The organism is Sodalis ligni (assembly GCF_016865525.2).
In the GTDB taxonomy this organism is placed as follows: domain Bacteria; phylum Pseudomonadota; class Gammaproteobacteria; order Enterobacterales; family Enterobacteriaceae; genus Acerihabitans; species Acerihabitans ligni.
This window is the reverse complement of sequence record NZ_CP075169.1, coordinates 1027434-1041004: the sequence shown is the minus strand read 5'-3', so window position 1 is coordinate 1041004 and position 13571 is coordinate 1027434. Positions and strand designations below refer to the sequence as shown.

13 protein-coding genes are annotated in these 13571 nt (G+C 57.0%); 4 read left to right on the top strand and 9 right to left on the bottom strand.

The window, feature by feature from the left end; all coding sequences use genetic code 11:
* Window positions 1-73 precede the first annotated feature (73 nt).
* Genes GTU79_RS30080 through GTU79_RS30070 form a run of 3 tightly spaced genes read right to left on the bottom strand, consistent with a single transcriptional unit; the run spans window position 74 to window position 1465 of the window.
* Entirely contained in the window at window positions 74-514 is a 441-nt protein-coding gene (locus GTU79_RS30080; protein WP_253073404.1) for a group II intron maturase-specific domain-containing protein, read from the bottom strand.
* Between the two features lies 1 nt (window position 515).
* Window positions 516-1196, bottom strand: a complete 681-nt coding sequence (locus GTU79_RS30075; RefSeq protein ID WP_253073489.1) for a reverse transcriptase domain-containing protein — start codon at window positions 1194-1196, stop codon at window positions 516-518.
* Window positions 1197-1213: 17 nt separating this feature from the next.
* A complete protein-coding gene (locus tag GTU79_RS30070) occupies window positions 1214-1465 on the bottom strand; it encodes a hypothetical protein (RefSeq protein ID WP_253073399.1) in 252 nt (83 codons plus the stop codon).
* An 862-nt stretch (window positions 1466-2327) separates the two neighbouring features.
* Here GTU79_RS30070 and galR point away from each other — a divergent pair.
* Window positions 2328-3341 (top strand): HTH-type transcriptional regulator GalR, encoded by a 1014-nt coding sequence (galR, locus tag GTU79_RS04860; protein ID WP_132923274.1) that lies wholly within the window; start codon window positions 2328-2330, stop codon window positions 3339-3341.
* Here galR and GTU79_RS04855 read toward each other — a convergent pair.
* Both GTU79_RS04855 and GTU79_RS04850 read right to left on the bottom strand, forming a co-directional pair.
* Entirely contained in the window at window positions 3336-3800 is a 465-nt protein-coding gene (locus tag GTU79_RS04855; RefSeq protein WP_203522697.1) for a GNAT family N-acetyltransferase, read from the bottom strand. The two genes, galR and GTU79_RS04855, sit on opposite strands and share 6 nt — an antisense overlap.
* Window positions 3800-4684, bottom strand: coding sequence for a LysR family transcriptional regulator (locus GTU79_RS04850; RefSeq protein ID WP_203522698.1), 885 nt, complete (start codon window positions 4682-4684; stop codon window positions 3800-3802). The genes GTU79_RS04855 and GTU79_RS04850 overlap by 1 nt, the downstream gene beginning before the upstream one ends.
* A 99-nt stretch (window positions 4685-4783) precedes the next feature.
* Here GTU79_RS04850 and GTU79_RS04845 point away from each other — a divergent pair, with 99 nt between their 5' ends.
* The gene (locus GTU79_RS04845; RefSeq protein WP_203522699.1) at window positions 4784-5440 is read left to right on the top strand and encodes an HAD-IA family hydrolase; all 657 of its coding nucleotides are present in this window, start codon (window positions 4784-4786) and stop codon (window positions 5438-5440) included.
* Window positions 5441-5472: 32 nt separating this feature from the next.
* Here the strand turns inward: GTU79_RS04845 and lysA are convergent, their stop codons facing one another.
* Window positions 5473-6756, bottom strand: a complete 1284-nt coding sequence (lysA, locus tag GTU79_RS04840; RefSeq protein ID WP_203522700.1) for a diaminopimelate decarboxylase — start codon at window positions 6754-6756, stop codon at window positions 5473-5475.
* 138 nt (window positions 6757-6894) lie between these two features.
* On the opposite strand from lysA, the gene GTU79_RS04835 reads away from it, so the two are divergent.
* Complete coding sequence (locus tag GTU79_RS04835; RefSeq protein WP_203522701.1) at window positions 6895-7821, top strand: LysR family transcriptional regulator; 927 nt, start codon at window positions 6895-6897, stop codon at window positions 7819-7821.
* 17 nt (window positions 7822-7838) lie between these two features.
* On the opposite strand, the gene GTU79_RS04830 is transcribed toward GTU79_RS04835, so the two are convergent.
* Together GTU79_RS04830 and GTU79_RS04825 are read right to left on the bottom strand one after the other, a co-directional pair.
* On the bottom strand, window positions 7839-8996 hold the full coding sequence (locus tag GTU79_RS04830) for an MFS transporter (RefSeq protein WP_203522702.1): 1158 nt from the start codon (window positions 8994-8996) through the stop codon (window positions 7839-7841).
* A 130-nt stretch (window positions 8997-9126) separates the two neighbouring features.
* Window positions 9127-9849 carry a tetratricopeptide repeat protein gene (locus GTU79_RS04825; RefSeq protein WP_203522703.1) on the bottom strand — a complete coding sequence of 241 codons (723 nt, stop codon included), beginning with the start codon at window positions 9847-9849 and terminating at the stop codon, window positions 9127-9129.
* Window positions 9850-10447: 598 nt separating this feature from the next.
* Between GTU79_RS04825 and GTU79_RS04820 the strand changes: the two genes are divergently transcribed.
* Window positions 10448-12034, top strand: a complete 1587-nt coding sequence (locus GTU79_RS04820; protein WP_203522704.1) for a cytochrome P450 family protein — start codon at window positions 10448-10450, stop codon at window positions 12032-12034.
* 70 nt (window positions 12035-12104) lie between these two features.
* On the opposite strand, the gene GTU79_RS04815 is transcribed toward GTU79_RS04820, so the two are convergent.
* Window positions 12105-13133 (bottom strand): NAD(P)H-quinone oxidoreductase, encoded by a 1029-nt coding sequence (locus GTU79_RS04815; RefSeq protein WP_203522705.1) that lies wholly within the window; start codon window positions 13131-13133, stop codon window positions 12105-12107.
* Between the last annotated feature and the right edge of the window lie 438 nt (window positions 13134-13571).

The following is a 13571-nucleotide window of genomic DNA, read 5'->3' as shown; positions in this document are numbered from 1 at the left end:
AGATCGAGTAGGAGGCGGGATTACTCCCGCCGTCCTCTCACACCACCGTACGTACGGTTCCGTATACGGCGGTTCATTTACAACACTGGAACTGCCTGTGCAACTCCAGCAGCGATAACTGACCTGCACGATCGAAGAGTTTCTTCGGCAGCGCTTGGTTCATATGACTTGCCCCCGCGTTCCACCAGGGTCCGCGCTGGTTCGTCGCCGATATCCACGCCCTTTCTTCGCTCAGGCCGCCTTTCATCAGCATCCTTGCCCGTTTGTATGGCCTTTTCCAATGCCGCCACAGCAGACAACGCAGCTTACGGCGGACCCAGCCGTCCAGTTCTTCCAGTATCCCTTTGACTTCGGTCAGCCGGAAGTAACTTATCCAACCTCGCAGCACCGGAGCAAGCCCGTCGATAACCGCTTTCAGCGCTTTTGAACTGTTTCCGTCGTCAGGCTGCGGATTTTCTCCTTCAGCCTGGACACGCTGCTCGCCGCTATCTTCAGTTTTGCCTGCTTGTGCCACGTCAGGCTATATCCCAGGAACTTGCGCTCCCAGGGCCTGGCCACCGCGCTTTATCTCGGTTCACCGTCAACCGCAGGTGCTTTTCCAGATACCGGCTTATCGAGTTCATCGCCTGTTCTCCCGCCTTGCGGCTGCTCACGTAGATATTACAGTCATCCGCATAACGGCAGAACCGGTGGCCCCTGCGCTCCAGTTCACGGTCAAGGTCGGTCAGCAGCAGGTTGGAGAGCAACGGCGATAACGGGCTGCCTTGCGGCATCCCTTCCCGCCGTTTTGTCACCACTTTGCCGCTGACCATGTCCGCTTCCAGATAACGCCTGATGAGCCTGAGCAGTCTGACGTCTTTGATTTTGCGGCTTAGCCTCGACATCATGATGTCGTGGTTAACCCGGTCAAAGAACTTCTCCAGATCCATGTCCACCACCCAGCGCCGGCCGCCTTGCACGTAGGCTTGTGCTTGTCGCACCGCCTGCCACGCATTGCGGCCCGGTCTGAAGCCGTAGCTGGATTCGGAGAACTCAGGTTCATAATAGGGGGTAAGGTGTTGCTGGATGGCCTGCTGGATAAGCCGGTCCACCACCGTGGGGATACCCAGGACCCTGACTCCGCCGTTAGGCTTGGGCAGTTCGACCCGGCGTATCGCCTGCGGCAGGTAGCTTCCGTCCAGCAGGGCCGCTTTCACCGTCGGCCAGTGCCATTTCAGCCAGTCTTTAAGTTCGCCGACGCCCAGATTATCGACCCTGCTGCGCCTTTATTCTCAAGAACCCGCTGATAGGCCAGCATCAGGTTGCCGCGTGTTATCACCGCCTCGATTGACAACGGTTGTTCCGCTTTCGTTTGCTCAGCTTTCGCCGTGGGTATTTCAGCACCCGTGTCAGGCCCTTGCGAATACTGTTCGCTTCCTCCTGTCCGGGCCGCAGTGTCCTGCGCTTGTGCCTCATCAATACCCATCGAGATAACCTGTCCTAATCACGGTTGTAAATGTTCGGCCCTTCACGATACCGGTTTTGCACCGCTACTATGGCCTCGGCTGACTTCTGTACATTCATCCCGTCGCCTCTCGACGCCCGGTAGCACCAAGGCAGACGTACAGACCTCCCGGGGTAATTCGCGCGACCTTCATGCTTATACCTGTCGACTCTACGTAACAGCGTTCCGTGCAAGTATCGGGCTTTGACGATATGTGCCGCCTTACCCCGCTGTCACGCCTAAGTCGCTTCCTGTTCGTCAGGCCAGCATTTTGCCTTCGGCTTCCTTCAGATCCCGCCTCGCGGTGGGCACCCTTGCCGTTCGGCTAGCACTTCCCCTTGCCGGGTGTGCAAAGGACTTTCACCTCCAAGTCGCCCCTTGACCACCACGGTCCAGGGACAGCGCCCGTCAAGGCGCTACGCGCCATGCCCGGCGCACACAAAAAAAAACCTACGCATCCGCGTAGGTTGGTGCAACTGAAATGGTCTCAGCATACAAGGTATGCTGATTTCTCACCAATCAATACCTCTGGGAATACCTACTCTAATGGGGGTGATATGAATAAACTACCGCTCAATCGAAAGATTGCTGCTCGAAATGAAACCAACTGTAAAATTTACCCCAGGATTATATCCACAGCCGGTTTAAAGCCGCGGCGCCGGTTTGGCGCGGGCCTTGGCGTCATGAAGAGGGAGAGGAAACCGGGAACACCGGCATTCCGGCGTTGCCGATAATCCTATTTGTGAACTGTTTGCTCAACCTGTGCGCTAACGCCTTGCATCGTCGGGCCTTTTCCGTAAAACTTAACGGGTAAACGATTTTTCTTTGAGAGCCTGTAAGCGATATGGCCACCATTAAGGACGTAGCGAAACTGGCGGGCGTATCCGTCGCCACCGTTTCGCGGGTTATCAATAATTCGCCAAAAGCCAGTGATAGTTCGCGTCAGGCGGTGCTCGGCGCCATGGAAGAGCTACAATACCATCCGAATGCCAATGCCCGCGCACTGGCGCAACAGTCGACGGAAACCCTGGGGTTGATTGTGGCGGATGTCTCCGATCCTTTTTTTGGCGCGATGGTCAAGGCGGTGGAACAGGTTGCGTACCGCACCGGCAATTTTTTATTGATCGGCAACGGCTATCATATCATCGACAAAGAGCGTCAGGCCATCGAGCAGCTGATACGGCACCGCTGCGCTGCGCTGGTGGTGCACGCCCAGATGATACCAGAGGCGGAACTCAGCGCGCTGATGGCGCATATTCCCGGGATGGTGCTGATTAATCGCATATTGCCGGATTATGTCCACCGCTGCGTGGCGCTGGACGACCGGTATGGCGCCTGGCTGGCCACCCGGCATTTGATTCAGCAGGGCCACCGGCGCATCGCTTTTATCTGTTCAAGCCATCCGATATCCGACAGCACGGATCGCCTGCAGGGTTATCTGGACGCTTTGACGGATCATCAGATCGACATAGACGAGAAGCTCATTGCCTACGGCGAGCCGGATGAAGTGGGGGGCGAGCAGGCCATTACCGATTTATTGGGGCGCGGCCGGCATTTTACCGCCATCGCCTGCTATAACGATTCCATGGCCGCCGGCGCGCTGGCGGTGTTAAGCGACAATGGTATCGATGTGCCGGAACAGATCTCGCTGGTGGGTTTTGACGATGTCCTGATATCGCGCTACCTGCGCCCCCGCCTGACCACCATACGCTATCCGGTGGTGGCGATGGCTACCCAGGCGGCGCAGCTGGCGCTGGCGCTGGCCAACGGCGATCCGTTGCCGGAGGTGACCAATACCTTCAGTCCGACGCTGGTAAGACGCCATTCTGTCGCGCCGCCGCCGTCGGAAGCATCATGAGCTCCTTCCCTGATAGCTATAAAGATAAACCCGCTTGCGGGGGTATTCCACCCCTTCCCCCAGGTATAACCAGCCGAAACGTTCGTAATAGCCGGTAAAGGCGGCGTAAAGATAGAGGCGATGGAAACCCGCCCGGCGGCTGAACGTCGTGACAAATTCCAGCAGCTGCCGGCCCAATCCCCTGCCCCGGTGCGCCTCATCGATATAAAGCGCCGCCAGCCAGGGCGTCAAATCCTGCCGGCTCAAAAGGTCGCTGCGCCACAGGCCCACGGTTCCCACCGGCCGTCCCTGCTCCAGGGCGATAAAGGTAATGGGCAAGCCCTGCCGCCGCAGACCATTTTCAACTATCGCGGCGTAAAATTCGCGGCCGGCGCCATCGCCGAAAGCCTGCCATAACCAGTCCGTCACCAGTTCCTTATGCCAGGGACAGTCCGCCAGGAAAGCAATATCCGCCGGCATCAAGGCTTACCCGCCACGGCGGTGAGCTTGACCACTTCGCGGATAAACACATCGCGGTGGGGATCGGGAATATTTTCGTTCCAAACCAGCCCCACATCCCAGTCGGCATAGGCGCCGGACAGGCGCTGGCATCGCACTTCCGGATGGCGGGACGTCATGGCGCTGCGGGGCAGTATCGCGACACCCATTTGCGATTCCACCAGGGTCATGATGGTGCGGGCATCTTTAATCGCCTGCAGCCGCCGCCGGCTAAGGCCTCCGGCGCTGATGAAACTATCGATTTGCCGCGCGGAACCGGGACAGTTTTCAGCATCCAGCACATATAGGGTGGTGACGTTAAGCAAACGACCGATCCCCTCCGGTTCGGGGCTGTGATTTTTATGAAAGATCAGGCACAGGCAATCATGCCCGGTCCGTTCGAAGGTTAACGGCGCCCCCACCGGCAGGCGCATAAAACCGGCCTGCAGCTGTCCCGACAAAATCAATTGCTGTTGCCGGGGCGAGGAGAGGTCTTGCAGTTGGATAACGATATCCGGATTAAGCTGGCTGAAACGGGTGATGATATCAGGCATGATGCTGGTGGCGGAGCCGATAAATCCGATGGACAGCGATGCGTCCCGGCCGCTGCCGAGCTGTCCGCAGCGGGTTTTGAAAGCGCTGAACCGCTCCACCAGCTGTTTGGCGTCCTCATAGAGCAACTGCCCTTGGCGGCTCAGCCGGGTCCCCTGATTATCGCGCCGAAACAGCTGCAAACCCGCTTCCGCCTCCAGCATCTTGATTTGTTTGGTTAGCGTCGGCTGGGTCAGACATAATCTTGCGGCGGCTTCACGATAATTCAAACGCTCCGCCAGAGCGACAAAGGCCCGCAGTTGCCGAATCTCCATTCCAATCCTCTATCACCGGTGAACTTTATTTGATTATACAAGCCGCCGTGCGCCTGTTGTAGTGGTGCCGGCAAGAAGCCCACAACAAGGTGAAACGTTATGATCTCCATTGAGGCAAAAGCGGTATTGTTGGACATGGACGGCACGCTGGTGGAATCCACCCACAATGTCGAACTTATCTGGACCCAGTGGTGCAGGGACAACGGTATTCCGCCGGAGCGGGTGCTCGCTATCTGTCACGGGGTACGCTCGCGGGATATCATCCGGCAGGTGGCGCCCCATCTGGATTTGGAGCGGCACATCGCGCTGCTGGACGAGCTGGAAATCAGCCATTTCGCCGGCGTCTCGGCGCTACCGGGAGCGGCCGGCTTTTTGCGGGATATCGGCCCCCTGCCCTGGGCGGTGGTGACTTCCGCCAGCCGGCGGGTGGCGTTGCATAAACTGGCCGCCTGCGGATTGCGCGTTCCCGCGATACTGATAGGGTCTCAGGATGTGGTGCTGGGCAAGCCCGACGCGGAGCCTTACCTCCTGGCGGCGCGGCGGCTGTGCATCGATCCCGGGGATTGCCTGGTATTCGAAGACGCGCCCGCCGGTATAGCCAGCGCGCTGGCCGCCGGTTGCCGGGCGGTGCAGGTGGGAGGCGAGCAGGCCAGTTATGGCGCTGTCGAAGGCATTATCCAAAGCTGGCGGCAAATCAGCGTCGCAAGCCTGGCGGACGGCGCCATCCGCCTGGCGCTATCCCCGCCCGCCGGGTAGCAGCGGTTACGCCGGAGGGCGCAGGCTAACGATTAGGCCGGAGGGAGTTCTTCCGGCACCTGTTCCAGCGCCAGCAGTTCGTCCAGCGTTTGGCGCCGACGAATAAGGCGCGGGTGTCCTTGTTCATATAACACCTCCGGCAATAACGGCCGGCTGTTGTAGTTTGACGACATGGACGCGCCGTAAGCGCCGGTGTCATGGAACACCAGATAATCCCCCACCCGCGCCTCGGGCAGCATGCGCGGTTCCACGCCGCCGCCGGCCAGCTGCGTGAAGACGTCGCCGGATTCGCATAACGGACCGGCCACCACCGTGGCACGGTCGCCCTGCTCCACGGGCGGACGGCCGTCGGCGGGGATCAGCGAAATATGGTGATAGCTGCCGTACATGGCCGGGCGCATCAGATCGTTGAATCCGGCGTCCACCAGCACGAAATGGCGGCTGCCCATCTCTTTCACCGCCCGAACCTGAGCCACCAGCACGCCGGCTTCCGCCACCAAAAAACGGCCCGGTTCAATTTCCAGCGTCACCGGATGTCCCAGATGGCGGCTTATTTTCCGGCGCGCGGCATCCCACAGGCCAAAATAGTGCTCGGTATTGATGGCCTCCTCGCCGAACCGGTAGGGTACGGACAAACCGCCGCCGGCGGAAATGGCGTGCAAATCCTGACCGGAGGCGATAACGGCTTCCACCATGGCCTCGCACACCTGCTGCAAATGATCGTAATCCACCCCGGAGCCGATATGCATATGAAAACCAATCAGCTTCAGTCCATAGCGCCGGATCTCGGCGAAAGCCCGCGGCAAATCCCCGTGCCAAATGCCGTGTTTACTGTTTTCGCCGCCGGTATTGGTTTTCTGGCTGTGGCCATGGCCGAAACCCGGATTTATCCGCAGCCAGACCCCGTGCCCCGGTGAGCGCGCGCCCAGCTGCGCCAGCATATCCACCGAGCCGGCGTTCACAGGTATCCCCAGTTCCGCCACCCGCTGCAAGGTCGGCTCGTCGAACACATCCGCGGTGAACACGATCTCGCTCGGCGACTGTCCCGGTGTGAAGCCCGCCAGCAAGGCGCGTTCGATCTCCCCCAGGGAAACCGAATCCACTTTCACCCCGTGCTCCCGCATCAGACGCAATATATGCGTATTGGAACAGGCTTTTTGCGCGAAACGGATAACATCGAATTGCCGCAGCTGACGAATGCGCTGGATGATAATTTCCGCTTCATATACCCAAACCGGGCCGCCGAAGCGTTGCGCCAGGGAACGGAGATTATTCGCGTTCAAGGCGCCGGCGTTTTCATAAAGGCTATGGGGCATGGTTTCCTCGTTCTTGACCTGATTACCGGGACATTCCACCGCCGGCTATTATCCGTGATCCTCGCCCGGGTGATAAAATATCTATATAGGGCAAAGCTATTCATTTATGATATGGCTTTGCACTTCCGGAGCGACTGCATGGCCGCCATCACCTTGCGCCATATCGATATTTTTCATGCGGTAATGACCACCGGTAACCTCACCGCCGCCGCGGCGCTGCTGCACACCTCGCAGCCCACCGTAAGCCGTGAGCTGGCGCGCTTTGAGCATTTGCTGCAGTTAACCCTGTTTGAGCGGACCAAGGGCCGGCTGAAACCCACCGGCGAAGGGTTGCGACTGTTTGAAGAGGTGCAGCGTTCCTACTATGGGCTGGATCGGATTCTCGGGGCGGCCCAGGCTATCCGGCAATACCGGCAAACCCAGCTTTCGGTGGCCTGCCTGCCGGTATTTTCCCAGTCCCTGCTGCCTGAAGCGTGCCGGACCTTTTTCCAGCGCTACCCGGAGGCGAGCCTGAGCGTCGTCCCGCAGGAGTCGCCGTTGCTGGATGAATGGCTTTCCGCCCAGCGCCATGACCTCGGCCTGACGGAAAACACCTTCACTCCCGCCGGTACCGAACGGCAAACCCTGATGACGCTGAACGAGGTTTGCGTACTGCCGGCGGGACATCCCCTGAGCGTAAAAGACGTCCTGACGCCGGAAGATTTTCACCACCTGCCCTTTATCAGCCTCTCCGTCACCGACGGCTATCGCCAACTGCTGGACCGGCTGTTCGAACAGCGGGAGATAACCCGCCGACTGGTGCTGGAAACGCACAGCGCCGCATCGGTATGCGCCATGGTGCGTGCCGGGGTGGGCATCTCCATTGTCAATCCCCTCACCGCCCTGGACTACGCCGCCAGCGGGGTAGTGATCAAGCCCTTCAGCATCGGCGTGCCTTTCACCGTGAGCTTGGTCAGGCCGCTGCATCGGCCGGCCTCCTCGCTGGCGACGCAGTTCATCCACCATTTGCAGGCGCTTGCCGATAGCATTCCGGCCAGGCTGGCGCAGGCCACCGGCAATAATTAATAAGCCGGCGCGAAATATTATGCCACCGCCGGGCGGCGCGGCGGACGACGGAAAGTGACCAGGCAGACCGCCAGCCCTATCAGCGCCAACGCACAGGCGGCCATGGGCACCCGGGTCAGACCAAAACCAATGGCAATAACCTTGCCGCCGGCCCAGGCTCCCAGCGCATTACCGATATTAAACGCCGAGATATTCAGGGTCGACACCAGATTGGGCGCATCGTCGCCGTGGGTCACAACGTTGATTTGCAATGCCGGCACGGTGCTGAAGGTGGCCAACGCCCATAAAAACAGGGTAATTTCCGCCGGCAGAAGCTGATGACTGGTCCAACTGAACAGCAGGGAAAAGACCGCAATAAACGAAAAGCTCAGCAGCAGGCTGGCGGAAAGCCGCCAGTCGGCCAGCCGGCCGCCGATAAAATTCCCCAGAGTCAGGCCTGCGCCGATCAAAAACAGCGTCCAGCTGACGCCGCGATTGCCCACGCCGGTAACCTGCAGCAGCAGCGGCGCAATATAACTGAATAAGGTGAACATCGCCGCGGCAAAACAGACCGTCATCAGCAGCGAGAGCAACAGGCTGCCGTTGCGCAGGGCGGCGAACTCCCTAGCCAGATCCGGGGACTCCGCATTTTGCTGTGACGGCAGGCTTGCCAGCAACGCGATAAAGGCCGCCACGCCGAGCGCCGACACGCACCAGAAGGTGGCTCGCCAGCCGTAAAGCTGCCCCAGCCAGGTGCCGATGGGCACCCCGAGCACATTGGCCAGCGTTAAGCCGGTAAACATCAGCGCCACCGCCGAAGCCCGGCGATTCGGCGCCACCAGCCCGGCGGCCACCACCGACCCGATACCAAAAAACGCGCCGTGACACAGCGCCGTCACTACCCGGGCAACCATCAGCAAGCCATAACCATAGGCCCAGGCGCACAAGGCATTACCCACCACAAAGATCACCATCAACAACGCCAGACAGCTTTTGCGCGGCAAGCGGGCGGTAAGCACCGCCATGATCGGCGCGCCCACGGCCACCCCGAGGGCGTAGCCGCTAATCAACCAGCCGGCATCCGGCAGCGACACCTTGAGATCCGCCGCCACCTGCGGCAGTAACCCCATGATAACGAATTCGGTGGTTCCAATGGCAAAGGCGCTCAGGGCCAGGGCCAATAGGGCAATAGGCATAACACACTCCATGACTTAACCGCCGCGGGCCGGGCGGGCTGTGAAAAAACAGGAGGGATAAAGAGGAAGATCGTTATTTTTTTATAATTAGAAAAGTAACACAATTGTTATGCCGCGCCAACGCCGCGCTTCAATAGAGCGAAACCCGCAAAAACTTGCCGTCGGCCCGGACGTTCATACCAAAGCCGCAATCCCCAGAGACCGTATCAAGCTGCACGTCGCCTGGGGAAAAGGTCATATTCACCTGGCAGGCCGAACCGCTGTCAGCGGCGTCCTGGCTATAGGTAGCCTTGCCATCGCTAATGGGCTCTACCACCGAAAAAGAACCCATGTTCGGACCATAATACATCCCCATGCCGGGCATGTAATATCCGTTAAAGGTGATTTTCCAGGCATTGCCGTCCGCGGGCACGACCGACAGCACGCTCCACACGCCCTGACCGGCATAACGCCAGTAATTCCCCATCGGCGTGGCCGCCAGCGCGGGAGCAAGCCGCGCCAATATCGGTTGGAGCAGCGCCAGATTCACCCGGCTTTTAGGATCGTCCGGCGCCAGTGAAAGCCAGGCGTTGGCTTTCAAGGGTTCACCGGATCGAAACAAGGCCAGCGCGGTATTATTATAAGCGGTGGCAAGCGCCGGCGCCGGCAGGCGGCAAAATTCCCCCCAGGCAGCCTGGGCGGTAAACTCTTCAACGGCGCGGGCCATATCTCCCTGCCGGTAGGCCGCCGTTCCCGCCTGCCCATAGCCGTCTATCTTGCCGCAGTCGGTTTTGATCTGTTCTTCCTGCGACGCAAAACCGGTAGCGGCATAGAACCCGGCCAGCAATGCCCACGCTTTACATTTCCAGTGCATAATCACTCATTAATTGTCGAGAACATTATCCGATAGCAATAATGATATGCGGGGAACGATAAGTAAAGCCGGCGCTTACGGTATAAGATGTGCTGATGTTTTAATGCCAATATCTTAGCGAGCCGGGTCGCAAATGCGCTGTTTATTTCCGTTGCGCTATAACGGGGGAATCCAAAGCGTAAAGCAGATTTATGAGAAATAAAATGCCTTTGAAAAAAGAATATAAGTCTATTTGATATTTAACGCTAATGAACTGCAAATAATTTATGAATCAAGCCTCTTTTTTGTCGTGACATTAATATCAATATATAGAGAACTGATATACAGCACAGAAAATCATTCTACCCTTTACCCTCCTTGCCATTGATTTAATAAAAGGTAGTGTATAAAGTCAATTGATGCCGGTTACGGCCGGCGCTTTTGCATAATGACCACCTATATATCCAAATATTAATAAGACCGCTTTGAATAAATCATCCAACGCGGCTAATGAGTTATTTTGATTCGCTTAACCTATGGGGAACTCTTTTTTATAACACTTCCTACCACCTGGTATTGAATCAAACAGAATTTTTTTTGTTTTATGAGGAGCGCCAATATGAAGAGACGTACATTTTTAACAGGTGCCGCTGCATTAGGTCTCACCGCGGGAACATCGGCAGCCCGAGCGGTCGCCGCCGAAAGTCCCCCTTCCGGGGGGATTACGGCGTTGCCGGATGAAATTGCCACGGCGCTGGCGCGTTTTCGCGCAACGATCCCGGTCAATTTCGATCGGGCCTATGTGGAGAATGTTGTAGTCCCGTATTTCCTCAGCAGCTTTTACGAAGGGGAAAGACCGAAGCTGCCATTAATAGATCTTATACTGAGCAAAGAAAATGCCTTGCCCCAAGATCTTTGGGGCCTCATTTATTCAGAGTGGCAACCGACGCCGGAAGAAGGCAGTACGGTATTTTTACAGGGATTGGAGAATCGTGGTGAAAATAATCTGCGTAAACGAATTTACTTTTCCGCGATGACAACGGACCTTTACAAACCCATGTATAGCGAGAAGGTGAGCGCTTTCTTTGATGAGCTGATGGATCCGAAATTTGCCAACATCCCTTTTATGCGCCATTACCTGGACTACTACTTCGATCTCTATTGGGATTTGCATGTGGGCGTAAAAGGAAATGCCATTCCCGCCGAGGTGCGTGAAATCGGTGAAGCATTCAATACGGTGCTGGCCTATCGCAATCCGCTGCAACCCATCGTTTATGAAAACTACATGGCGGTACGTAAACGGCTGGATTTCCTGAGGACCTGGATCGATGAACGGGTGGAGGATATTGCCAATGGCCGCATCGCCAATCCCGAAAAAACCCTGGCATGGTATTGGCTGAAGAATGCCGGCGATGGTACGCATTTCAGTAAAAAGGATATCATTTTCGAGTGTTTCCACAACTTTGTCGCCCTGAGCCAATGGGGAAATTCCCTGTACGGCATAATGTCGCGCTTAAGTGAAAATGACGGCGACAAGGCGGTTCGGAGCAGTTTCCAAAAAACCATGAGCGGGGACTTCGACCATGCCAACGGCGCGCCTTATACTCCGCTGGAATTGTTCGTCATGGAGTTGTTCCGCACCATCTCTCCCAACAGCGGCAGTATTTCAGCCATCCGCGACGCCCGCGATTCCGCTTATGGCGAGTCGCCCCATCGCAGCCTTGGCCTTTCCTTTGAACGCCACAGCTATCTGATTACGCCGCATACCGCCACCAGCTTCAGCCGAGAGCTGTGGAAAGAGCCGGATACGTTCGATCCCGATCGTTACCGCGAGGTTCCCACCAGTGCCGACATCGACGAGGAAAAATGCCGGCAGGTAGGACTGGCGCGCTGTCCGTTCGACATGACCTCCTTCGAGGTTAAAGACGGGCGCAAGGTGAGCATTACCAACAGCGGCTTCGGCACGGTATTCGGCGTGGCGGACGGACAGCCCAGTCCGGTATGTGATTTTGCCGGCTTCGCCCCATTTGGGTTCAGCTATCGCCGGTGTCCGGGAGAACAACTCACCATCCGGGTGTTTGAGGATTTTTTGCGCAAAGTTTGGAAAGAGAAGATTATCTTTCGCAAGCTGCCCCTCACCCAGCCTGGACGCGTGCCCATCGGCCCCACTGCGGTGATTGACGACAATATTGGCTTTAGCCGCTAGGCTTGCAGATTGACAAGACAGACAACGTGCCCGATGCGGGCACGTCTGCCTAAAATCCGGCTATTTCCTTTCAGACCAACAGGTCGGCGTAACCCGGCGTCACCAGCATTATCTTGCCGATATGCGTGCTGGCCTCCATCGTGGTATGGGCATCGCAGGCCCGGTATAAAGGAAAGGTGCTATCGATTAGCGGCTGCAAACGGCCATCCGCCAGCAACGGCCAGACTTTCTCCTGCAAATCAGCGGCAATGGCCGCTTTTTCCTCAATTGACCTCGGACGTAACGTGGTGCCGGTGTGGGTCAAACGTTTGGATAACAACGGCATCAAATTGAGTTCCTTGGCCGGACCGTGCTGTATACCGATTTGCAAAATGCGGCCTTCCACCGCCGCCGCGGCATAGTTTCTGGCCACATAATCGCCGGCGACCAAATCCACAATCACATCCGCGCCGTGCCCGCCGGTCAGCCGTTTCGTTTCGGCGACAAAATCATGGGTGCGGTAATTAATGGCGCTGTCGGCGCCAAGCTTAATGGCCGCCGCGCATTTTTCCTCCGACCCCACGGTGGTCAGGACCGTGGCGCCGAACGCTTTTGCCAGCATGATGGAAACCGTACCGATACCGGAGGTCCCGCCATGCACCAGCAGGATTTCGCCGGCCTGGAGTTTCCCGCGCTGGAACAGGTTGGCCCAGACGGTAAAAAATGTCTCCGGCAGCGCCGCCGCCTGCAATAAAGAGAAGCCGCGTGGGATAGGGAGCGCGTTGGTTTCATGGACGACGCAATATTCGGCGTAACCGCCGCCGGCAATCAGGGCGCAGACCTTATCTCCCACTGCAAAACGGCTGACATCCGGGCCCACGGCCACCACTTCACCGGCGATTTCCAGTCCGGGAATCAGGGAGGCGCCGGGAGGGGGCGGATATGATCCCGCCCGCTGCATCACATCGGGACGGTTGACCCCCGCCGCCGCCACTCTCACCAGCAAATAACCCGCATCCGGCCGGGGAACCGGCATTTCAATAGCCACTAATTGCTCCGGTCCGCCGGGCTGTCTGATATCAATCGCTTGCATTACTGAGGGGATGGCAACTGCGGTCATGGTTCTTGTCCTGTTAGGGTAGATTATAGGGATAATAGCCCTATGCCGTGGCAACGGCAAAGCGGATAAAGGGTGTGACTGTGCTCGCTCTGATCGCTAAGGTGAGTCGGGGATATACAGGCAAGTGAACAAACTCACCGAGCAGAGTTGACAAGTCTCAAACCAGAAATTCCAAATCGGACAGGTTGATGTAATTGGACTTTTGCAAAATCTTACTTGAAGCCTCATAAGGTTTAAAGTTATCCTATTCAGATAAATTTCATTACCCTTAATATTTACAACAAAATTTTTCATCCAAAACTGATATGAAATCATTCAAATCTCTTTTATTCAAAGGCTATCTAGATCAAGTCTATCAGACTCAGGATATTGTTGTTATAGAAATGCATAGCATTAAAATTAATAGGCACCATCATGAAAATTAATTTTTTATTCTTT

Coding starts and splice junctions, on each gene's coding strand:
- GTU79_RS04835 (WP_203522701.1), top strand. CDS start 6,895: ATGGCCGCCATCACCTTGCGCCATATCGATATTTTTCATGCGGTAATG.
- GTU79_RS04825 (WP_203522703.1), bottom strand. CDS start 9,849: ATGCACTGGAAATGTAAAGCGTGGGCATTGCTGGCCGGGTTCTATGCC.
- GTU79_RS04830 (WP_203522702.1), bottom strand. CDS start 8,996: ATGCCTATTGCCCTATTGGCCCTGGCCCTGAGCGCCTTTGCCATTGGA.
- GTU79_RS04815 (WP_203522705.1), bottom strand. CDS start 13,133: ATGACCGCAGTTGCCATCCCCTCAGTAATGCAAGCGATTGATATCAGA.
- GTU79_RS04855 (WP_203522697.1), bottom strand. CDS start 3,800: ATGCCGGCGGATATTGCTTTCCTGGCGGACTGTCCCTGGCATAAGGAA.
- GTU79_RS04820 (WP_203522704.1), top strand. CDS start 10,448: ATGAAGAGACGTACATTTTTAACAGGTGCCGCTGCATTAGGTCTCACC.
- GTU79_RS04845 (WP_203522699.1), top strand. CDS start 4,784: ATGATCTCCATTGAGGCAAAAGCGGTATTGTTGGACATGGACGGCACG.
- GTU79_RS04850 (WP_203522698.1), bottom strand. CDS start 4,684: ATGGAGATTCGGCAACTGCGGGCCTTTGTCGCTCTGGCGGAGCGTTTG.
- galR (WP_132923274.1), top strand. CDS start 2,328: ATGGCCACCATTAAGGACGTAGCGAAACTGGCGGGCGTATCCGTCGCC.
- lysA (WP_203522700.1), bottom strand. CDS start 6,756: ATGCCCCATAGCCTTTATGAAAACGCCGGCGCCTTGAACGCGAATAAT.
- GTU79_RS30070 (WP_253073399.1), bottom strand. CDS start 1,465: ATGGGTATTGATGAGGCACAAGCGCAGGACACTGCGGCCCGGACAGGA.